This window comes from Bacillus sp. T-10(2022) (assembly GCF_056502895.1).
Genome location: NZ_CP113518.1, coordinates 58,348 through 80,042, shown reverse-complemented (window position 1 = coordinate 80,042; position 21,695 = coordinate 58,348). Strand labels below are relative to the sequence as shown.

Annotated in this window: 20 protein-coding genes and 2 tRNA genes; 2 read left to right on the top strand and 20 right to left on the bottom strand. The window is 41.7% G+C overall.

All coding sequences use genetic code 11. The annotated features are described in order from the left end of the window. Nucleotides 1–45: 45 nt before the first annotated feature. From hpt to spoIIE, 5 genes are all read right to left on the bottom strand, one after another. Nucleotides 46–585: a hypoxanthine phosphoribosyltransferase gene (gene hpt / locus OSJ91_RS00410; protein ID WP_137018539.1), complete on the bottom strand. Its 540-nt coding sequence runs from the start codon at nt 583–585 to the stop codon at nt 46–48. A gap of 32 nt (nt 586–617) precedes the next feature. After that, entirely contained in the window at nt 618–2,012 is a 1,395-nt protein-coding gene (gene tilS, locus OSJ91_RS00405; protein ID WP_350300857.1) for a tRNA lysidine(34) synthetase TilS, read from the bottom strand. Nucleotides 2,013–2,105: 93 nt separating this feature from the next. After that, complete coding sequence (locus tag OSJ91_RS00400; RefSeq protein ID WP_350300856.1) at nt 2,106–3,104, bottom strand: protein kinase domain-containing protein; 999 nt, start codon at nt 3,102–3,104, stop codon at nt 2,106–2,108. Further along, on the bottom strand, nt 3,070–3,807 hold the full coding sequence (locus OSJ91_RS00395; RefSeq protein WP_485890822.1) for a VWA domain-containing protein: 738 nt from the start codon (nt 3,805–3,807) through the stop codon (nt 3,070–3,072). Before OSJ91_RS00395 ends, OSJ91_RS00400 begins: the two co-directional genes overlap by 35 nt. A gap of 183 nt (nt 3,808–3,990) precedes the next feature. After that, nucleotides 3,991–6,465: a stage II sporulation protein E gene (gene spoIIE / locus OSJ91_RS00390; RefSeq protein ID WP_485890821.1), complete on the bottom strand. Its 2,475-nt coding sequence runs from the start codon at nt 6,463–6,465 to the stop codon at nt 3,991–3,993. Nucleotides 6,466–6,793: 328 nt separating this feature from the next. Here spoIIE and OSJ91_RS00385 point away from each other — a divergent pair. Together OSJ91_RS00385 and OSJ91_RS00380 are read left to right on the top strand one after the other, a co-directional pair. Continuing rightward, nucleotides 6,794–6,867: transfer RNA gene (locus tag OSJ91_RS00385), tRNA-Met, on the top strand. A gap of 20 nt (nt 6,868–6,887) precedes the next feature. Continuing rightward, a tRNA-Glu gene (locus OSJ91_RS00380) sits at nt 6,888–6,959 on the top strand. Between the two features lie 164 nt (nt 6,960–7,123). Here OSJ91_RS00380 and OSJ91_RS00375 read toward each other — a convergent pair. From OSJ91_RS00375 to ssuD, 15 genes are all read right to left on the bottom strand, one after another. Further along, nucleotides 7,124–7,579, bottom strand: a complete 456-nt coding sequence (locus OSJ91_RS00375) for a S1 domain-containing RNA-binding protein (protein WP_101225920.1) — start codon at nt 7,577–7,579, stop codon at nt 7,124–7,126. 80 nt (nt 7,580–7,659) lie between these two features. Further along, nucleotides 7,660–8,046, bottom strand: coding sequence for an FtsB family cell division protein (locus OSJ91_RS00370; RefSeq protein ID WP_101225919.1), 387 nt, complete (start codon nt 8,044–8,046; stop codon nt 7,660–7,662). Nucleotides 8,047–8,059: 13 nt separating this feature from the next. Beyond that, on the bottom strand, nt 8,060–8,692 hold the full coding sequence (yabQ, locus tag OSJ91_RS00365) for a spore cortex biosynthesis protein YabQ (RefSeq protein ID WP_350300854.1): 633 nt from the start codon (nt 8,690–8,692) through the stop codon (nt 8,060–8,062). Beyond that, nucleotides 8,689–8,997, bottom strand: coding sequence for a sporulation protein YabP (yabP, locus tag OSJ91_RS00360; RefSeq protein WP_101225917.1), 309 nt, complete (start codon nt 8,995–8,997; stop codon nt 8,689–8,691). The genes yabQ and yabP overlap by 4 nt, the downstream gene beginning before the upstream one ends. Before the next feature lie 76 nt (nt 8,998–9,073). Then, nucleotides 9,074–9,337 carry an RNA-binding S4 domain-containing protein gene (locus tag OSJ91_RS00355; protein WP_034316386.1) on the bottom strand — a complete coding sequence of 88 codons (264 nt, stop codon included), beginning with the start codon at nt 9,335–9,337 and terminating at the stop codon, nt 9,074–9,076. A gap of 23 nt (nt 9,338–9,360) precedes the next feature. After that, the gene (yabN, locus tag OSJ91_RS00350; protein WP_350300853.1) at nt 9,361–10,833 is read right to left on the bottom strand and encodes a bifunctional methyltransferase/pyrophosphohydrolase YabN; all 1,473 of its coding nucleotides are present in this window, start codon (nt 10,831–10,833) and stop codon (nt 9,361–9,363) included. Then, complete coding sequence (locus OSJ91_RS00345; protein ID WP_485890820.1) at nt 10,826–12,448, bottom strand: putative polysaccharide biosynthesis protein; 1,623 nt, start codon at nt 12,446–12,448, stop codon at nt 10,826–10,828. Before OSJ91_RS00345 ends, yabN begins: the two co-directional genes overlap by 8 nt. Before the next feature lie 179 nt (nt 12,449–12,627). Then, nucleotides 12,628–13,164 carry a stage V sporulation protein T gene (gene spoVT, locus OSJ91_RS00340; protein ID WP_063574550.1) on the bottom strand — a complete coding sequence of 179 codons (537 nt, stop codon included), beginning with the start codon at nt 13,162–13,164 and terminating at the stop codon, nt 12,628–12,630. Nucleotides 13,165–13,352: 188 nt separating this feature from the next. After that, nucleotides 13,353–16,889 (bottom strand): transcription-repair coupling factor, encoded by a 3,537-nt coding sequence (gene mfd / locus OSJ91_RS00335; protein WP_350300851.1) that lies wholly within the window; start codon nt 16,887–16,889, stop codon nt 13,353–13,355. Between the two features lie 160 nt (nt 16,890–17,049). Beyond that, complete coding sequence (gene fin, locus OSJ91_RS00330; RefSeq protein ID WP_034316319.1) at nt 17,050–17,280, bottom strand: anti-sigma-F factor Fin; 231 nt, start codon at nt 17,278–17,280, stop codon at nt 17,050–17,052. A gap of 105 nt (nt 17,281–17,385) precedes the next feature. After that, complete coding sequence (pth, locus tag OSJ91_RS00325; protein WP_350300850.1) at nt 17,386–17,946, bottom strand: aminoacyl-tRNA hydrolase; 561 nt, start codon at nt 17,944–17,946, stop codon at nt 17,386–17,388. 252 nt (nt 17,947–18,198) lie between these two features. Continuing rightward, nucleotides 18,199–18,837, bottom strand: a complete 639-nt coding sequence (locus OSJ91_RS00320) for a 50S ribosomal protein L25/general stress protein Ctc (protein ID WP_350300849.1) — start codon at nt 18,835–18,837, stop codon at nt 18,199–18,201. A 170-nt stretch (nt 18,838–19,007) separates the two neighbouring features. Further along, a complete protein-coding gene (locus OSJ91_RS00315) occupies nt 19,008–19,760 on the bottom strand; it encodes an ATP-binding cassette domain-containing protein (protein WP_485890819.1) in 753 nt (250 codons plus the stop codon). A gap of 13 nt (nt 19,761–19,773) precedes the next feature. Next, nucleotides 19,774–20,547, bottom strand: coding sequence for an aliphatic sulfonate ABC transporter permease SsuC (ssuC, locus tag OSJ91_RS00310; RefSeq protein WP_350300847.1), 774 nt, complete (start codon nt 20,545–20,547; stop codon nt 19,774–19,776). Beyond that, entirely contained in the window at nt 20,522–21,688 is a 1,167-nt protein-coding gene (gene ssuD / locus OSJ91_RS00305) for an FMNH2-dependent alkanesulfonate monooxygenase (RefSeq protein ID WP_350300846.1), read from the bottom strand. Before ssuD ends, ssuC begins: the two co-directional genes overlap by 26 nt. Nucleotides 21,689–21,695: the final 7 nt, after the last annotated feature.

The window sequence follows — 21,695 nt, the reverse complement described above, 5'->3', positions numbered from 1 at the left end:
TAACACCGCTGTTTTTATCTGGTCTTCTCTTTCAAACAGGTACGATTAATTCGAGTAAATTTCAGGCTTCAATATGCCAATATACGGGAGATTACGATACTTTTCCGCAAAATCAAGACCATATCCGACAACAAATGCATCCGGTACGATGAACCCGGCATAGTCCGGAGTGATATCCGCTTTCCTGCCTGTTGGTTTATCCAATAAGGTAACGATTTTAATTGATTTTGCTTTTCGGTAACGGAAAAGTTCCGCAAGATAGCTAAGAGTCAAACCGCTGTCGATAATATCTTCGATGATTAAAATATCCCGGCCCTCAACTGATGTATCAAGATCCTTGATGATTTTCACTTCACCGGAAGATACAGTGGAGTTACCATAGCTTGAAACATCCATAAAGTCCATTTCAAGATGTGTATCAACGCGTTTCAGTAAATCTGACATAAATGGCATGGCGCCTTTCAGCACTCCGATGGCCAACGGGAACTTACCTTGGTAATCAGCTTCAAGCTGCGCACCCAATTCCCTGATTTTCTTTTGAAGTTCTTCCTCTGTTATTAAAACCTTTTCAATGTCGTTTTGCATGGTCATTGTAATTAATTGCCCCCCATGAAGAATTAAGCTTTTTTATATTCTAAGTAGATTAAAGATTTTTCATCAGAAATTATATCCGGCTCAACGTTCGATTTCTTTAAACCAGGCAGCCAAATGACCGTTCCAGTTTGATCGATGATGACCGGCCACACATTTCTTTCTAGCATCGGGATCTTTTCATTAATAAAAATATCCTTTAACTTTTTAGTTCCACCTAATCCCTTGACGGCCATCCGTTCGCCTTCATTCCTGGTTCGGACTGTAAGAGGAAGCTGAACAGCTGATTCGGGAAGTATAAAAGAATGATTTCCTCTAAGCACCGGAATTTCTTCTTTTATATAGTGCGCTTTAATCTTATATCCATTCGGAAGAATAGTCTCACCGGGAATTTGTAATTTAAAGGAATATTTATGGCTTTTTTGCCGGAAAAACCTAAACGTGCAAGTTTGATATGATTTTTCCGCAATAAGGCCCTCCGGAAGATGCAATTCTGCAGATGGTTGAGGATTCAAAAACAAAACTAAAAGTTGGTCAATATGTAATGCCGAAAGCGATGAAGGTCTCTCCAAATAAAGATAGTTTAATATTAGTTGAATCGCCCTTCTTTGTAAAGGTTTAGGCATCGCGAGAACCTGATCAATCTGAATAACCGCTTGATCTTTATCCTGTGTGATCCAAACATCGGACATTTTGCTTGAAACCAAGTTCAAAAAAAACTCTTCATCTTCATAAAGCTCTTCACTGAATCGTTGAAAATGCTCATGAACCTTGCCGTTTTCTTTCTTTAAAAACGGAAGGACTTCATGTCTAAAACGATTTCTTGCATAGACACCCGTTTCATTGCTCGGATCAAACCTTGGTTCGATATCATGAAGGCCCGCATATTCGATTATTTGGCTTTTCGTGATTTCAAGAAAGGGCCTGATCAGATTTCCGGAATGGAAACGTCTCTTTATAGGAATACCTGCCCTTGCCTTCCCTGTCGCCCCTCTTGTTAAACGCATGAGCATCGTTTCGATTTGATCATCTCCATGATGCCCCAGGACAAGAGTGGAGGCTTGATGCTTATCCATCATTTCTTCATAAAAAGCAAAACGCAGCTTTCTTGACGTTATTTGTGAACTTTCCCCCGTCTGTTTCATCCGGGCAGGAACATCGATCCTTTTTCCCTCAAATGTAATGCCCCACCGTTCACATATATGCTCGACATATTTATAATCCTCATAGGATTCTTCACCACGAAACATATGGTCAACACTTGCAACGATCATCTCGTAATGAAAAAGAGATTGAATTTCCTTAAGGATATGGAGAAGCACCAATGAATCCGGTCCTCCGGAAACGCCTATTAGCAACTTCGAGTTTTCCTTAATCAATTCGTTTCTATAAATGGTGCTCAGAACTTTTTCCTTTAACATACAATCTTCCTTCTTTATGAACAGGCATTAGTTTTATACGATTCAATCATGAAATTGTTTCATTTATTCCATGGCATTCACCTAATAACTATATCATAACAACTGTTCATATATGTAAAGAACATAGAGCATCGATATGATGGCAACCAGCAAAAAAGTTTCAAAAAAACCGCCACTTTTCTTTTTTGAATGGTTTTGGGACCTTCTTGCTTGTCTCGTTGCAGGTTGAATTGTTTGTGACTGGCCGGTAGCTGCCTGGGTCGTACCCTTTTTCTTCGAGTGATTTTGCTTACTTAGCACCGTGACCAAATCCTCCCGCATTTGGAGGGCAGAATCATACTGCCCGTGAAGTGCTTTATCCAACATCTTTCTATATGGGTGCAATTCCTTTTTCTGCTTAATCAAGTCGTTAAGCTGTCTATACCCCTCCCCTTGCTTGTGGAAACGTCCAGGATAGGCCGAGTTGATTATAATCATTGCCACAGCGAACAAGTCATATTGCGGATCTGCCCTTCTTGATCCGAGTCCCCAGTAACCCCTGTCAAAGAACTCGGTGAATTCTTTAACAGATCGCCCAATTAAGGTAGTTCCGCCTACATCCACGCACCTCACCTTATAGGCTGGTGAAGTCACGATCAAATTCTCAGGTTTTAAATCGCCGAACACCCAGCCATTGGTATGCAAGGCAGACAAGCTGGTTAAAAGCTGAAGCATTAAGACTCCAATCCATGATGACCCTTTCTTATCGATGAAACGCAAAAAATCGTGTCCGTGGATATATTCCATGACATAAAAAGGGAGCTGCTTTCCTGTTTTCATGAAATCATCCGCTTCCAAAAAGGAAGGTCCAAGGGTAGACCCCTGGACCTTTGAAAAGGATTTTAGGATATTCATCTCCGAAATAATGGACGTCCCATTATCACTGAGCTTTAAAGCATAATGACGATTTTTGCTTTCAACCAAATAGACGATCCCGTTCGCTCCACACCCCAATTCCTTAATTATTTTGTACTGGTTTTTATTCCATTTTCCAGTGACCAAACTGCCAGGCAGGAGTTTACATTGATTCCTCAAAGTATTGTTCATCATCATGTGATAACAATCCCCTCAATGAACGTTTTTTATTGAAATATGTTAAAGCTTCACGAATGGCTGGACCTGTCGGAGTGAGTCCCCCTGTACTAAGCTTAGGAAAAGTTGCCGTCAGGGCTTCAAGGTTCGGGGTCCAATCCAGCAACTTTTCAACATCATTTCTTTTCCCAGGAAATACGAATACGGAAAAACGGCTGTCACCCATTCTTGCATTCATGCTAAGGGAAAGATCTAATAAGGAATCTTTTACTGTAGGCAGTTTGTGTTTCATGCTTGCACTGGTATCAACAAGAATCAGTACTTCGAGCTTGCTCGTTTCCCCAAGCTCATCGACCACCTCCATCACTTCTCCTCGTTTATCCGGCGGAAGATCCTCCATCGTTTTTGAATCTCCAAGTATTTGTTGAAGTTCGCGATTGATAACTCCCTGTATAGTTTGAGTCATTGCCTTTTGTGTCACCATTTGGACGGTTTGGGACAACTGCTGGGCATAGACTATTTGACTTACGCCACCTCCTGAACCAGCAATCTTCTCGATCTCCTTAAGACCCTTTTCCTCTATCACATCATTTTCCATGACACCTATGACATTGATGGTTATGCCTTGCTTCCTTGCTAATTCAGCCATGGCAGACGGCTCCTCACCATGATTTGAGCATCCGTCGGTTATAAGCAAAATCTGTTTTAATGTTCCTGCTTTCATGTTTTGCTCTCCCTTCCTATCAATTTGTTACCATAATTGACTAAAAAGGGGGAATTTATACGCTAAGACATCGCATCAAGTCACATCATGGAGCGGAGTGATTGAAAAGTCTCTTTACCTTTTAACCTTCTTCCATTTCACCACCTCATTTTTGGTTTTATTTATTTTATATATATAAACGGCCTACTGGGCCTTTTTGCGTTTTGGAGAAACGGGAATGGATGCCCATTTCGGTGTGTTATGCTTGATTTTCGATGTTACCACTGTCATGTCATCATCTATGATCCCTTTTGTTCGGATGACCTCTTCCAATATTAAATCAGAGATTTCCTGCGGATCGTCTGTTTCCATTTCCTTGATTTTCCGTTTAAGCCAGAACTCGATATTTTCAACATGTGAGGGTCCATCGAACACTCCATCGCTCATCATGATTAGTATGTCCCCTGCCTTGAGCTCTTCTGATACAACATCAACATCGAAATCCTGGATGATTCCCATAGGGAGATTACTTGATTCAATTTTTATTATCCTATCCCCCCTTTTAATGAAACTCGGTATCGAACAGATTTTTAAAAACTTAGCCTTTGCGTCCTGAAGATCAATCATTGCCAAATCAAGAGTCGAAAATATTTCATCGGTAGTGCGTAGAGATAATACGGAGTTTACGGATTTAATGGCTATTTTTTCTTCAATTCCCGATTGTAAAAATTTTTGAAGCAGCTTCAATGTCTCTGTACTTTCAAAATGGGCCCTTTCCCCATTTCCCATCCCATCACTAATGGCTATTGCGAATTTGCCGCAGCCAATTTCCATGGTCGTATGACTATCTCCTGATACAAGCCCTCCCCCCTTGGCAGCATGAGCCACACCCGTTTCGACCGTGAATTTTTTTGCTGACCTAAATATCACCTCACATTGCCCGTTTGGATACGTTGCACACTCTTCTGAATGAACGACTATCGTTTCCCCTAAAATGTCAGAAAGCATAGGTGCAATCAATTTTTCACATTCCCCTCTGCCCTGGCAGTATGGGACACTCATCTCTATATCAACATTCCCTTGTTCTAGACTGTATATTTCTACATACCCTATGTGCAGGCCAAAATCCTGGATGGCTTCCAAAATGGATTCTTCATGTACATGATGATTCTTCCTTTCCCTTTGAATTTCTTTCGCAAAATCATCCATTACTGCCGAAACGCCCCGCAGTTGATCCGCAACTAGCTTCCGGCTTTCCTTCACCTGCCTTTTTAATTTTTGGTTTGCTTCAAAATAAGTAAGCTCCTGTGATATCGCCCCAATGACCTGAGGCCCGCGGCTACAATATTTCCCCCATTCCTTCGAAGTCTTTTGGGGGAGCTGACCATTATTTTCACTTAATTGAAGCATAATTTCCTGCATGCCGTCATAGGTTGTATTAAAGTTCTTGGACCAGCACTGTTCCTTTTTAAAACAAAGCTGGCACGTCTTTTCCGTTACATTACTTAAGAAGTAGTCGAATTCTTTCTCATCTTCCTCCAATCTCCCTCTTTCATCCACTTGGGAAAAGCTATTGGAGAGCGCCTCAAATACATGTGAGAATTGCTCCACCCTTTGAGCGGTGACATCTCTCACTTTTCGGGCATACTGCTGCTGTTCATCAGAATTCTCGACTGTTCCCGGTATATGTTTCGCTATTTTGTTGATTATGGATGACGGTGTCAATATAAATAGGGCCACAGCTATAATTGATTCATAGAGTGTCACCATAATATTGCTGGTGCCCTCACCATATAAACCTATCAGTAATGTAGCAATCATGAGGCCGCTAGCAACCCCTATCTTCCTTCCCTCCTTCAACAAACCGCCCAGAAGCCCGGAAAAAGCGAGAAGACTCATTTGATAGAGACTAGCAATACTTGCCAGGCTGAATATCAATCCAGTAACTACACCTACAGTGGAGCCTATGGCGGCCCCTCCCGCCAGCCCGAAGAGGAGGACCAAGTATCGCGAGAATATATGGTCGAGTGATAGATCGTATATCATCCAGCCGATGGTTCCGGTCATCACCGAGGCCAGCAGGATGATGATGCTGACGATTTCCTCCGTCTTTAATGATTGGGACTTTGTCCGAATGGTCAGCAGCGGGATGGACTGTATGAAGATTAAAGTTAATATCATTGCGAGTCCCGCCTCTACTCCTATCATCATTAAGTCGTACAGCTGAATCGTTCGGAATACCAGATATTGCTCTGCCAGGTTGACCAGGAATAGTGAAGCGAAGACGTACATCGACATCGTCTTGAATTGTCCTTCCACGGCGGGCTTCTTGATCTTATGAAATAACAGGAGCAGGAACGCCGATGCAAAGATGACTAAACTATTAGAGTAGTGAACGGTCAGCCCACCTGCAATCAATCCGAATAAAGCAAGTGGTGCCCTGTCACGTCTCATGAGAAACACGGCTGCGAAAAACGGAAGTCCAAATGGTGCCAGCTGCGAAAGAATTAATGCCCGTCCTAATAAAAAACCAATAATTGCTAAAGAGATACCTTTTTTTATGAATATGTCTTCCGACTTCATATGCAGTTGTTGGATCCAATTGATGGCCCCTGCCTTCGCTTCTTTTAACTGAACATCACCAAGAGGTTCCATCATAGGTCTTTCTACTTTTTCCATTTCAACACCCCATTCGTATTAGTGATTTTTATTATATAGAGGGCTTGTTTATTTTTTTGTCAGAATTTTATAAGCAGATAAGAAAAACGTTCGACGAAATTCTTCTAGAACAATCATTTGTATACAGGTTTTTGTGCCTTTTTTTCCAATACAGAAACGGGTGTTCTTTTTTTTTTTGAAGAAAAGCAAAGTTTTTAGGTTATTTTTGCGGAAAATAACACGAATAAATAATCGAGAAATGGAAACCGACAAACTTTATTTTTTTTGTTGACATTTATTCTTCACGAATGTAAGATATAACTTGTGCTTCAGTAGCACTTTCCATTATGGCGGCGTAGCTCAGCTGGCTAGAGCGTACGGTTCATACCCGTGAGGTCGGGGGTTCGATCCCCTCTGCCGCTATCTTTTTTCTTGAAAATAATGGCCCGTTGGTCAAGCGGTTAAGACACCGCCCTTTCACGGCGGTAACACGGGTTCGAATCCCGTACGGGTCATCAAATACAAAAGCGCCTCTGCACACTTATCTCATTAAGTGTACAGAGGCGCTTTTTTTATGTTGTTGATAATTAAAAGAAGACAAGCCGGCAAGCTTGCCTTTATCTACACTATGAATAATTTCACAGGAAAAGTTGCTAAACTATTATTTTCAGCAGCAGTTTTATCCGCGTCTTCCTCCTCGACCTCCCCGTTTCGTTTCGGTGCTACGTTTAAGGGTCGTTAAGCGGTCTTCGCTATCTTTTAAGAATTTAGCCATTTTTTGCTCAAAGTTTTCCTTCGGTTGGAAACCATTACCTTTCGAGCGGAAGTCTTTGGAACGGCTGTCATTCCCTCTTCCTTGGCGCGGACGTGGTGTGTATGCAGGTTTTTGCTCAGCTTCAGGACGGTCTATCGCTTTTTTTATGGACAAGCCAATCTTGCCATCTTTAACATTGATGACTTTCACCTCAACTGTATCGCCCACTTTTAAATGATCATTGATATCCTTGACGTAGTTATCAGCCACTTCACTGATATGGACAAGACCGGTTGAACCTTGAGGTAGCTCTACAAATGCACCAAAATTAGTTATGCCTGTTACTTTACCTTGTAACTTGCTGCCTACTTCGATTGACATAAAAAAAATGTTCCTCCTTAGAAATGTTAAAAAATCTCTTCACTCTATATTATAACGAAAGTAAAAAAACAGTGTCAATATTAGTCACTATCTTCCTTCCCTTTTGGAAGGGTAAATATGATTTCGCCTTTTTCAGATAAGAAATAATCCCGTCTGGCTATTTTCGCTATATAGTCGTCGTCATTAAGCTTTACGATTTCTTCTTTAAGAAGGGTCTCGTCTTTTTTCAATTCAGCTAACTTTCCCTTCAATTCTTCCTTCTGTTGTACTTTCTCATCCAGTGCAACATTTTGCGTTATGAGGGTGGAAACGGCAAAAATCAAAAAGACAGCGGCGAAAACTGAGTAAAGAGTTAATCTACGCATTAGACCACGCTTCTTTTTTTCTACGGTTTGTACTTTTTTCTCTTGTTGAGCGACGTAGGGATTTTCTATTTTTGCCACTTTCCTTTTACGCAGGCTACTCATTTTTTATCGCTCCTCATTTCTTTTTATTTCTCCATCTATTTAGCGTTCTAAATATAGAATTCTTTATTTTCAATAAAATCCCTTTTCCTTTATTATAAAACTTCCCGACGTTTTTCGTAACAAAAACCGGCAATAAATTCCATAAATAGATCAGAATCCATTTTAATGGCCTCCAGAAAATATTCAAAATAAAGAGAAGTATTTTCCCCGCCCATTTTAATAATGCTAAAACGAACTTACCTATCCCGAATATGATGGCTATTACAGATACTATTACCCATTTTATCGGAACAAATATCAGCATGTGAACCGAATTCGTTATAAATCTCGCCAACTTTATCACAAGTATTATCAAAAACTCTAAAAAACGTTGATAGAAACCTTTGAAAAGTGCTTGATAAGCTGAAAAACCGCATAATAAGGCCAAAAATAAATAAAGGCGAAACTCTCCCTCATTCACTAAAAACAAAACATAAAAAATAAGGAGACCCTGAATGATCCAGAAAAGGAAGTCATGGATGAATACAATCCACCTTTTCCTTTCTGAACGTTTCAGGAACCGGCTATACGTATCCAGGGCAGCTCCAAAGCCACTGCCCATGCCTATCATCGCAAGCAACGTATAAAATTGAATCGTTAAGGTCATTTGAACAATTTGCCAAAGAAGCCTTTAGCTTTCTCCCCTGATTGCTCATCTAAATAAACAAGGTCGAAAATCTTTCCCTTAATGGAGACGATGCCTTTATCAACGTCTAAATTCTTCATTTGCAAGTTTTGGCCCCGGATAGATAAGAATCCCATTACAGTTTCGAGCAGAAACTCCTCATTATCAAAACTTTCAACTTGTTTGACACCGGTAATATCAAGTAAACGGCGGCCTTTCATCGTTACATCATGCTCTTGGGTTGTTCCCTTTGTGTAACCAGCATTCGGATCATTATATTGGCTCATTTTTTCATCCCTCACAGTACCACTGATTTTGTACAAGTGTATGTCCGTGAGAGCGGAATTAGAACCAAGCCTGTCCTTACTCCTCCGCTAGCTTTTCTTCCTTAACGATGGTATACATATCTGCAGCCGCTTCTTTTTTCGTCGTTTCTTGAATTTTATCGACACGTACCGTAACGAGCTTTTGACCGAATCGTACAGTCAATTCATCGCCATCTTTCACATTCGAACTTGCTTTGGCCTGTTGTCCGTTAATCGTGATTCTCCCTTTATCCGCAACCTCTTTCGCAAGTGTGCGGCGCTTGATCAACCTCGAAACTTTTAGGAATTTATCCAATCTCATCGACATTAAAATCTCTCCCTTAATTAAAGTCCTTTAGCTTTTGCTTCATCCCAATATGAATCCAGTTCTTCCAATGTATAATCCTCAAACTTTTTGTCTGCCCTTTGAATGCACTCTTCTATATATGTAAAACGCCGGTGGAATTTCTGGTTTGCTTTGTAGACGGCTTCTTCCGCTTGTATGTCATAATAACGTGAAATGTTGACAAGCGCAAAAAAGAGGTCGCCCAGCTCTGATTTTATTCTTTCGACATCCCTGTTCGGGCTTAATATTTCCGCTTCCAATTCCTGTACTTCTTCCCTGACCTTTTTCCAGGCTTCGGAAACCTCATCCCAATCAAATCCAACCTTTGCAGCCCTTTTTTGGTACTCTTCGGCCCGAAGTAAGTTTGGCAGCGATTTCTCAATCCCATCCAGTATGGATTGCAGAGCTTTTGTTTCGCTCCCTTTTTCATTCTCTTTGATTTTCTGCCAGTTCACTAATACATCTTCCTCGCCGTTCACTTCAACATCTCCGAATACATGAGGGTGACGTCGAATCATTTTCGCCGTAATGCCTTCAATCACATCGTCTATCGTGAACATGCCCTCATCTTCACCGATTTGTGAATGAAGCATCACTTGAAGCAGTACATCCCCAAGTTCACCAACCATGCCCTCATCGTCCTCTTCATCGATGGAATCAATCAGCTCATATGCCTCTTCTATTAGATATTTCTTCAAGCTTTCATGAGTTTGTTTCTTATCCCAAGGACATCCGTCAGGACCTCTAAGTTCTGCGATGACCTGACGCAGCTTAGAAAACTCCCTGTATCGTAAAGCTTCTTCACTAACAGGCGGGACATAAACACTCGTCAAGTTACTTAACTCCATCTGACGGTCGAGTTCGAACAGAGCGCATTTTGTCACTTTTTCCTGACTGCTTCCTGCCGCTGTAACGATATATACCTCGTAGTCATCCGGTAGCTTTTCCATTAAAGTCAGCTTCACATTGGACGCACTGAATGCGTCATACACCTGTCCGATTATCATATGCTGGGTAATGTGCAAATCATCTGGTGAAAGATCTGTTCCATCCAATAGTTGGAACCCTTCAATCGGATCGATTTTAACAGCCTGAAACAAGGGATCAAGGAAACTTTGCCCGCCTTCCAGCTTAATGGCTATTCCAAGAGCCGGACCCTTTTCGAGCAAAAGCTGAACCGTTTTTTCCGCTACCATAGGATGCCCCGGAACTGCATATAGAACGGAACGGTTTGAAGCCTCTTGTAATAATGTTCCGGCAATTTCTTCATATACCGCTTCAAATTGGTCGTGCTTTTCATATATCCCGTCAAACGCCGTGAAATTGATTCCTTCCCTTTTCAAATCCCCGATTACCGGATGATCAATCGTTCTGACAAAGCATTGTTCTGTTTGTAGCAATTTTTTATAAATTCCTAGTGGAAGCTGATCTAAATCCCCTGCACCGAGGCCTATTATCGTAATCTCATTCATGATTTCGTATACTCCTATTCGTTATTATAAATCGTTTAAGCTTTGAACCTGCAGGTATAAGTGCAAGTTCTTCTTCACCAAATAAGCCTGCACGAATGGCAGTCATCACAAAAACGGCTGCACCGATCCCTACACCGGTCAAAGCTTGGATCGTAGCTAACAACCGGCTCTCGCTTTGGGCCATCAATTCGAATAAGCCATTGAATAAAACAACGGCCGTACCCATGTAAACAGTACTCTTCAAGATTATTAACACGTGCTTCTTTTCAATTAATGTCTTTTTAATATGTACTCTCAATACCACATAAAATAATACAGTCATGATCATAAACGCAAGCACTGTTGCCGAGGCTGCTCCCGCGATTTTATAATGGGGCACCAGGACAAGGTTCAAAGCCCACTTGCTGACTACCCCCACAAGCGTAATGATCACCGGTATGAACGAATAGCCTAAGCTTTGAATCACTGCCGCTTCTGCCATTATGATGGATGTGAATAAAATCGATAAAGAGAAAATTGCTAAAGTAATGGTCCCTTTAACATCCGTGAACAGCATATGATTGACAGGCTTCATCGTCACCACCAGCCCGATCGCAGCTGCGAGTCCTATCGTCGCGCTTACACGAAGCGCCAATTTGATTTTATTCAATAATTCATGTTCACTTTTCCTCTGAACGAATCCGGATATTACAGGTACAAGCGCCAATGCAAAAGAATTAGCCACGACTGTGCCTAGCTGAAGCAAAGGCTGTCCCCGGTCATATACCCCTTTCCATTCTTTGGCTTCCTTTTCCCCCATCCCCGTTTCCCTTAGAAGGGAATATAGGTGCAGTGAATCGACAAACTGAAACAAGATAAGGATCAAGCCAGTTATGCAAAAGGCCAACCCTTGGAAAATCAGGACTTTTGAGATTTTGATGAAATTTACCGGTTTGATTCTCATTTGTAAAAAGAGCTTCCATTCTTCTCTTAAAATAATGAAAGCAATAAGCAGTACCAGGCCAGTTATGCCGCCTGTTATCGAACCGAGGACCGCCCCCTTGCCGACAACATATTCAGAGTAGTCCTGATACACGAATATTGTGGAAAGAACCAGTATCGTCAACACACGGATGCATTGTTCAGCGACCTGCGAACTTGCTGTCGGTAACATGTCGTTTATTCCTTGAAAATAGCCTCTTAAAACAGATGAAATCGGCATTAATAGATAAGAATAGGCAACGATTCTCAGCAGACCGGCTAAATGCGGATCCTTCATCCATCCTGCAATCCAATCAGCGCCAAGGAACAGTGCAGCAAACATCATGACTCCTATCGAACTTAAAACGATGAATGATGTCATTAAAATGTCCTTGACAGCAAAGTTATTTTTGGAAGACTCCCGCTCAGCAATAAGTTTGGATATGACTACCGGAAAGCCGAGTGTTGATAATGTAAAAGCAACACCGTAAAAGGGGTAGACCTGTTGATAGATATAAAACCCGATGTCACCTGCAATGTTCTGATAAGGTATGCGATAGGCCGCACTCAATACTTTTACGATAATCGCAGCTGCGCTCAAAATCAGTGCACCTCGAAAAAGTTCATTTGATGTTTTATTAGGCTTTTCAGCCATTCTTTTTTCCCCTTTTCACTCATATGTGGTAGTTATTATAGCATAATTCTAATGGTTATTTTTCGATTCTAGCCATACTGTTAATTATTTTCCATATCCACTTCTTTTTTTGAAATTGCAAAAAGGACAGCGTGATTGCTGCCCTTTCCACCTTTAAAAATATAATGGCATGTCCAAGGTTACTGTTCCATTTGTCTAGCTAGGAAGCTTGCTGCTGTTTCAACCGATTTCTGTTCCACTTCACCAATGGTACTATCTTTAGAGAAAATCAAGACTGCACCAATCGGGTCGCCACTCGCAATGATCGGAGCTGCAGTATAAGATTGGACCTCTTCATCATTGGAATCAACGAATGAAACTTGTCCGTTCGGAGATTCGAGGACAGGATTTCTTTCTTCCATGATTTTTTCCACTAGTTCACTAACACTTTTATTTAAGTATTCTTTTTTGGAGCCGCCTGCCACTGCAATGTAAGTATCCCTGTCACAAATCATAACTGGGTTTCCAAGGCTATCATAAAGTGCTTCTGCATATTCCCTAGCAAAATCCCCTAATTCACTAATAGGGGAGTATTTCTTTAGGATGACTTCTCCATCTCTATCCACAAATATTTCCAGTGGATCTCCTTCACGGATACGGAGGGTCCTGCGAATTTCTTTCGGGATGACGACTCTTCCTAAATCATCAATTCGGCGAACGATACCAGTTGCTTTCATCTAATGTTGCCTCACTTTCATCTAATTGATTTGATAAATCCTCATTTTGTAGCAAAATCATCACCAGCTATTGTACTTAGTATTTTTCTAATGGTAAGTTCTATGCACTTTGAAAAAATTTTTCTTTTTGTTGCATTTTTTTACCATGGTACCTAAAAAAATTTCTCCAAGAGGACTATCATTCAATTTTAGTTTTTTGTTGCTTGCGTCTCTTTTTTTACATACTGTAAACCCTTGGTCATCTCAAATAAGATATTAAGCCATTTGCTTTGTTCTACGCCTTTTATGTGCAGGACCAGCTTCATTCTATTGCCGTCCATGCCGAAGCCGACCATACGGCCATACTTCGATCCCAGCTCGAACACCTTTTGTCCATCCACATCGCTGCTGACCTTTTCCCTAAGGATAATGCTGATTTCCTGCTTTAATTGTTTAATGCTTTCAATTCCGGCCTTTTCAGCATATACCTTCATTTCGGCAATCATGAATAAATAGGAAACTTCTTCTGGATACTCTCCGAAACGATCGATCATTTCATCCTGTAATTCTTCCACTTCTTCTAGCGAAGCAATACCTCTGAACCTTTTATACATTTCTATTTTCTGATGTCCATCCATTATGTAGGCATCAGGGATATAAGCATCCACTTCAACGTCGATTTCAAGGGTGTTCTTTTCTTCGGCTGGCTGGTCATTACGTTTCGCATCTACCGCTTCTTTCAACATTTGTGAATACAGATCAAAACCGACTGAATCAATGAAGCCATGTTGTTGAGCCCCTAGAATGTTTCCGGCTCCCCTGATGGATAAATCACGCATCGCGATTTTGAACCCTGAACCCAATTCTGTAAATTCCTTAATGGATTGAAGACGTTTTTCTGCCACTTCCGTCAACACTTTATCTTTCCTATAAGTGAAGAATGCATATGCCACCCGATTGGATCGTCCTACACGCCCACGCAGCTGATAGAGCTGTGAAAGTCCCATTCTATCCGCTTCATTCACGATAAGCGTATTGACATTCGGAATATCGACACCCGTCTCTATAATGGTTGTACTTACCAAAACATCATATTCACCTTCTAAAAAGCCGAACATGACGGCTTCCAGTTCTTGCTCTGTCATTTGCCCATGAGCAAAGGTGACACGGGCATCGGGCACCAGCATGGAAATTTCTTCTGCTTTTCTTGCTATATCCTCTACCCGATTGTAAAGGAAATAAACCTGACCACCCCTGGCCAATTCCCGTTCTATCGCTTCCGTTACCAATGAGCCATTATACTCCATGACATAAGTTTGGATCGGGAACCGGTTCTCAGGCGGTGTTTCGATGACGGACAGATCCCTCACGCCCAACATGGACATATGAAGTGTCCTCGGAATCGGCGTCGCAGTCAAAGTCAGTACATCCACATTAGTTTTTAACCGTTTGATCTTTTCCTTATGTGTAACGCCAAAGCGCTGTTCTTCATCAATGATAAGCAATCCCAAATCGCGGTACACGATATCTTTGGATAAAATCCTATGCGTGCCAACCACGATATCCACCGTGCCGGCCTTCAATCCTTTAATCGTTTCGGTTTGCTGTTTTTTAGTCCGGAAACGGCTCATATGACCAATCGAAATCGGATAATCTTGAAAACGCTCCCTTAATGTTTCATAATGCTGCTGGGCGAGGATTGTGGTCGGAACAAGAAATGCAACCTGCTTGCCATCCATTATGGCTTTAAAAGCGGCTCGGATGGCCACCTCTGTCTTCCCATATCCAACATCACCGCATAATAAACGATCCATCGGCCGTTCCCGTTCCATATCCTTTTTGATTTCGACTATGGAACGTAATTGATCTTCCGTTTCGTTATAAGCGAATGATGTTTCGAATTCTCTCTGCATATCACCATCAGGTGAAAAGGCATAGCCCTTTGCCGCTTCCCTCTCTGCGTATAACTTGATTAAATCATCGGCAATGTTCTCAACAGATGATTGAACCTTGCTTTTGACACGTTTCCATTCCGTTCCGCCTAGCTTATAGAGCTTCGGTTCTTTTCCTTCAGAACCGACATATTTTTGGACAAGATCAATTTGGTCGACAGGAACATACAATTTGTCATCCGCTTGATAACGAATATTCAGGTAATCTTTATGGACCCCATTTATCGTAAGGGTTTCAATACCCAAGTATTTACCGATACCATGATTAACATGAACGACATAGTCACCGATCTTCAGTTCGGAATAACTCTTGATTCGCTCCGCATTCGATAGTTTCTGTCTCCGTACTGATTTCTTTGACTTTTTATTAAACAATTCCGTTTCCGTGATGATACTGAACTTTTGCATAGGTAATTCAAAACCGCTATTCAGACTGCCGCGTAAAATCTGTACTTTACCTGGAAGAATGCTGTTCGCATTAAACAGTTCTGCTGCCTCTATATCATAATCGGCTAAAACCGAATGCAGCTTTTTTACCCGTTCTTCATCCTGTCCAAGTATGACGACTGTATATTTCCCTTTTTTCCACCGTTCCAGTTCAGCTTTGAACACATTCATCTGTCCATGGAAATTTTGCATTTGTTTACTGGCAAAATTCAGGATATTCTGAGGATTCGTATGCGGTACATGCCGTAAAAACAATGAAAGGTATACAAACGGCCTGCTGGATTTCACTATTAATTCCTGCATGGGATGAGCCAATTTTATGTCATGGATAATTTGTCCCTGACTTAAAAGGTCTGTGTACCACCCAGCCTCTTCCTTTTCCAATGAATCATTGATTTCCTGGATTCTACTGATTTCATCTAAGAAAACCAAACCATTTACCGGTAAATAATCTATTAAACTAGCTGGATCTTCATACGCTAAACTTAAGTATTTAAAGATTTTGTCGGGTATATTCCCCATTTTCAGCTGTTCAAGTTCATAACTGACCGTTTGGACCAGCTGTTCCTTGGTTTTCTCGTCTTTAAGTTTCTTCAAGCTTTTACTTAATCCGCTCTCGAGCCTTGTTATGATTCTTTCGATATGCTCCGTCTCTAGCAAAGCCTCACTGACGGGACCAATCGTCACCTTCTTGAGTTTCTCGATGGATCGCTGATCTTCACTTGAAAAGGTCCTTATTGAATCTATTTCGGTATCGAATAATTCAATTCGTATTGGATTAGGTTCGGTGATCGGATAAATATCGATGATGCCGCCCCTGATACTGAATTCACCTGGAGAAGCAACCATTTCAGACCGGTTATAACCCATGGCAATGAATTTATTAAGCGTTGGTTCAAGCTCGATGTCTTCCCCTAAATTAAACGTTAGCTGATGCCTCTTCCAAATATCCTTTGGAGGAAGCACACGACGCACCCCTGGAATTGGCGCAATGACAATCCCTTTCTTTCCTTCCGCCCAAAAGTTCAATGCCTCTACACGTTGAGCCCTTAATTCCGGGCTGGCTACACTCAAATCAGCCGCGATCAATTCATTGGCTGGATATATATATAATTCTTCCTCGGGAATGAAACTGGATAAGTCCTCTTGGAATTTTTGTGCTTGCAATAAATTATGGGTAACCAATAAAATAGGCCTATTCGTCTTTTCATATACGGAAGCCAGCAATAGTGATCTCGAGGAACCTGTCAGACCAGAGACGATTTGCTCCTTAAGTCCTTCATCAATGCCGGCTATTAACGAATGAACATCATCTTGTTTGGAGAACAAGTTCTGTAATCCATTCATTTTCTTCCCCCCTCTCTTAACGTGCGAAAACCATTTGAAATCTTTGTATTAGAACTTGGCCAATTAACCAAGCGTCCTTTTTATTAACGGCATTTTTTTGTGCCCTGGTATTCCAGACAAACGGAAAAATGCTTTGGATTTTGTCCAAAGCCCTCTCCCGCTAATGAATAATATAATCGTTTTCATATAAATCAGGGTTTCTTTGCAGCGATTCATGACAGTCTTCACATATCGCCCTTACATGCATATCCCCTTCAGAATCATAAACGATCATCTCTTGTCGCTCTTCATCGGTAAGTTGATTAAAACCTAACTGCTCCGTACTCAGTGAGTGTGCCTCGATTGAGCCCAGCTTAGTTCCGCAATGTCGGCATCGATAATGGAGAGCCATTTGGTAACCCCCTATTTTAGTAATAGTGTTAGTATGTACAAAAGTAGAGGGGTTTTATTCAGCGAAACAGGAAGATATTATTCTTTACTTATATCTACTCTCTGCTTATTGGTTATATTCGTTCATGACCTGTAGAAATGGTTTTTCCAACCAGGCTTCACAAGAAGCTGCGCTTTTTTCGATCGTTGCCCCGACATGATCCCATTCTTCAGGCGAAAAACGCCCTAAAACATAGTCAGATACCGGAATACGGCCAAGCGGGCGGCCAATGCCTATTCTGATTCGATTGAATTCCTGCGTACCCAAATGGGCAATTGAAGATTTTATCCCATTATGACCGCCTGCACTTCCTTTTTGACGAAGGCGAAGCTTCCCTGGAGGCAAATCAAGGTCATCATATATAATGACAACATCCGCGATATCCACCTTAAAGAAATGCATGACAGCCGAAATGGATTCCCCTGACAAATTCATGTAGGTTAAGGGTTTAAGCAATAAAACTTTTTCTCCCTTCACCATTCCCACACCATAGATCCCCTTATGCTTTGCTTGATCAAGTGGGATCGACCATCTTTTGGATAACTCATCTATTACTTCAAATCCGACGTTATGCCGAGTTTTTTCATATTGTTTACCTGGGTTCCCTAACCCTACAATAATTTTCATGATTCACACTCCGTCATTACCGTTATTTAGGGAGTTACGCTGGGACGAAGTTTTTCCAAGATCATTGACCTTAGAAAAATAGTACCCTAATTTCAAGCTTGCCTGCAAGCGACCGGAGAACTAATTAGGAAAAACCCTAATTAAAGAAGTCAATCATGGTCCGGCTTAAATGGATGCATCCAGAGATTGAAAAGACGTAACTCGTTAAGAGCTACGCCTATTATATCACGATTCACTTGTTTAATCCCGGCATCATGACTCTGGTGATGCCTTGGTTTCCCTGCCTTCTTCATTTTCAGGAATACCGCCATCTTGCTGTTCACCTGTACTTATTTCCTCTTCCTGGCGAGGAGCCAAAACAGATGCAACGACTTCTTCACCATCATTGCCGATTGTAACTTGTTTATTCGTTTGGATATCGGATATGTAGATTGTATCCCCTACCTGAAGTTCGGTAACGTCAACATCGATGGAGTCAGGAATGTCATTAGGTTTAGCCGTAACCGTCACTTCATGAAGAGACTGCTGAAGGACCCCGCCGTCTTTCACGCCTTTACAAACACCGACAAGGTTAATGCGAACTTGTGCCTGTAATTGGGCGGACATATCTACAATTAAAAAGTCTGCATGATAAATGGAGTTCTTTATTGGATCCTTTTGATAGTCAGAGAGCATGACTTTATAATTCTTACCTTCCAAGTCCAATGAAATGATTCCATTACGGCCTATTTCCTTGATTGTCTTTTGAAGCTCAATATTATTGACTGAAATGGCCGTACTGTCATTTTTATTGCCATATACTATCGCAGGGATTTCGCCGTTTTCTCTCAAATTCCTTAAATTAGAGTGTTTTGAATCCGTACGTTCTTTCGCAGCTAATATATTACTCATACATCCTCCGCCTTCCTGAATATGAATTGCAAGTTTCTCTATATTTAACATTTCCCTAAATGGCGAATCATTAAACATGAAAGGTAAAATCCGAAGGGAGCAAGAAGGTGATAAACATATGGTAAACATAGGAATTTTCTGCAAAATCTTTTTTCATTTTTTTCTCTGATTCAAGCGTGAATCGCCTTTTTTTCCATTTCCCCCTCAACTTGCATCACCCGGTTAAGGATTTGGACTGCTAGTGATGAATATTGAATGCTATCCTTTTTCCGCGGTCTCGGCAGATTGATTTCCTTATTCATGACGACTTTGCCTTCTTCGATTAATATGACACGGTCGGCAAGCATTACGGCTTCTTCAACATCATGTGTAACAAGCAAGGCAGTAAAGTCCCTTTTCCTCCATAGCTCCTCAATCAGCCTTTGCATGCCAATTCTCGTCAAAGCATCCAATGCCCCCAACGGCTCATCCAAGAGGAGTATGTCAGGCTGGTTCACCAATGCCCTCGCTAATGCCACCCTTTGTTTCTGCCCCCCAGATAAAACGGACGGCCACTCATTTGCTCGATCTGCAAGGCCCACTTGCTCCAGTAATTCCATAGCATTTGGCCTCCAATCCCCTTTTAAGCCTACACCAATATTTTCAAGGATTTTTTTCCAAGGAAACAGCCTTCCATCCTGGAACATCGTACGTGACGATTTATTTAATCCATTCAATGGCTTTCCATTCACCAGTATCTGCCCGCCCGTCGGCTTTTCCAGTCCTGCCACAAGACGAAGCAAGGTGCTCTTTCCACACCCACTCTTACCGACAATGGCTACAAATTCCCCTGTTTTAAATGTGAGGTCCATTCCCTTTAATACTTCAAACTCCCCAAAATCCTTTCTTACACCCTGCAACTCCAACGAATTACCATTTATCATATTAATGACCTCCTCATTGGTATGATGGATGCCACTTTAAGCATCTTTTTTCAATTAATTTGGCCGCAACGTCCGATATTTTTCCCAATAAGGCATATAAGAGAATACTGAGAACAACAATATCCATCCTCATGAATTCCCGGGCATTCATAGCCATATATCCTATTCCGGAATTGGCGGATATTGTTTCTGCGACAATTAATGTGACCCACATGATTCCAAGGGAGAAGCGGATACCCACCAAAATGGATGGAAAGGCTGCAGGGAGGATCACATTCCAGAATAAAGAAAAACCACTTAACCCATAAACCCTTGCCGCTTCAATTAAATCCTTATCCACCGATTTCACTCCATGAAATGTATTTAAGTAGATAGGAAATAGAACCCCTAAAGCGACAAGGAAAATTTTCGCTTCTTCTTCTATACCAAACCATAGAATCACCAGTGGTATTAAAGCTAAATGCGGAATGTTACGCAACATCTGAAGCGATGTATCGAATAAGCTTTCAGCAATGGATGATAATCCATTTAACAACCCTAGTACAAAACCAATGACCCCGCCGATTAAAAAGCCGATGAATGCCCGCTGAGCACTGATGCCGATATAATCTATAAGTTCCCCTGTTTTCAATAAAGCGACGCCAGCTTGAAAGACTTCAGTCGGGGCAGGCAATATCCGTTCCGACAGAATCCCCCACAAAGACAGCAGCTGCCAAGTTACCAAAAGGAGAATGGGCACAAGCCATGATATGAGGTGGAACCTATTGAACTTTTTGTTTAACTTCATCTTCAATTTCACTTCCTTTTGTAGGGTAGTGGTCATTTGCCAGTATTTCCCCGAATGGACTCGTCGCTTTCGAAACAGGAACTTGCTGCTGTTCGACAGGGAGTAAAGGGAATAATAATTCCGCCACACGGTACGCTTCTTCCAGGTGAGGGTACCCGGATAAAACAAAGGATTCTATTCCGATTTCTTCATATTCCTTCATTCTGGCGGCAACATTTTCCGCACTTCCGACTAGTGCTGTACCGGCACCACCGCGCACTAGACCTACACCCGCCCATAAATTTGGACTGATTTCGAGTGAATCCCTGCTTCCATTATGAAGTTGCGACATCCGCTTCTGTCCCACTGAATCAAATCGCTCAAAAATCTTTTGTGAATTTTCAATCATTTCATCATCCACATATTTAATGAGTTCGTCCGCTGCCTGCCAAGCTTTTTCTTCCGTTTCTCTTACAATGACATGCATGCGAATGCCGAATCTGACTTCACGTCCGTACTCGGCTGCTTTTTTACGTACCTTTTCAATTTTTTCAGCCACTTGCACCGGCGGCTCACCCCAAGTCAAGTAGACATCAATATGCTTTCCCGATATATCGATGGCTGGCTCGGATGAACCTCCGAAATAGAGCGGTGGGTACGGTTTTTGTACAGGTGACAACAGAATATTCCCGCCTTCAACCTTTAGGTGCTCCCCTTCATAGTCCACACTCTCACCAGACATTTCCCTTCTCCAGATATCGAGAAATTCATTTGTTTGCTCATAGCGTTCCTCATGATTTAGAAACACGCCATCACCTGCCAATTCGACTGGGTCCCCCCCAGTTACAACATTGATCAAAAGACGGCCATTCGACAACCGGTCGAAGCTTGAAGCCATACGCGCAGCCAAGGTTGGCGACATTAAACCTGGACGGATCGCAACTAAAAATTTCATTCTTTCCGTTGCAGAAATCAATGAAGAACCAACTACCCAAGCATCCTCACAAGACCGGCCTGTTGGAAGCAAAGCCCCTTCAAAACCTAAATGATCGACTGCCTGTGCAATTTGTCTTAAATAAGGAAGTGTAATCGCTCTCCCTCCCTTTGTCGATCCTAAATAGCGACTTTCCCCATGTGATGGCAAAAACCAAAATACTTTCATTTTATTT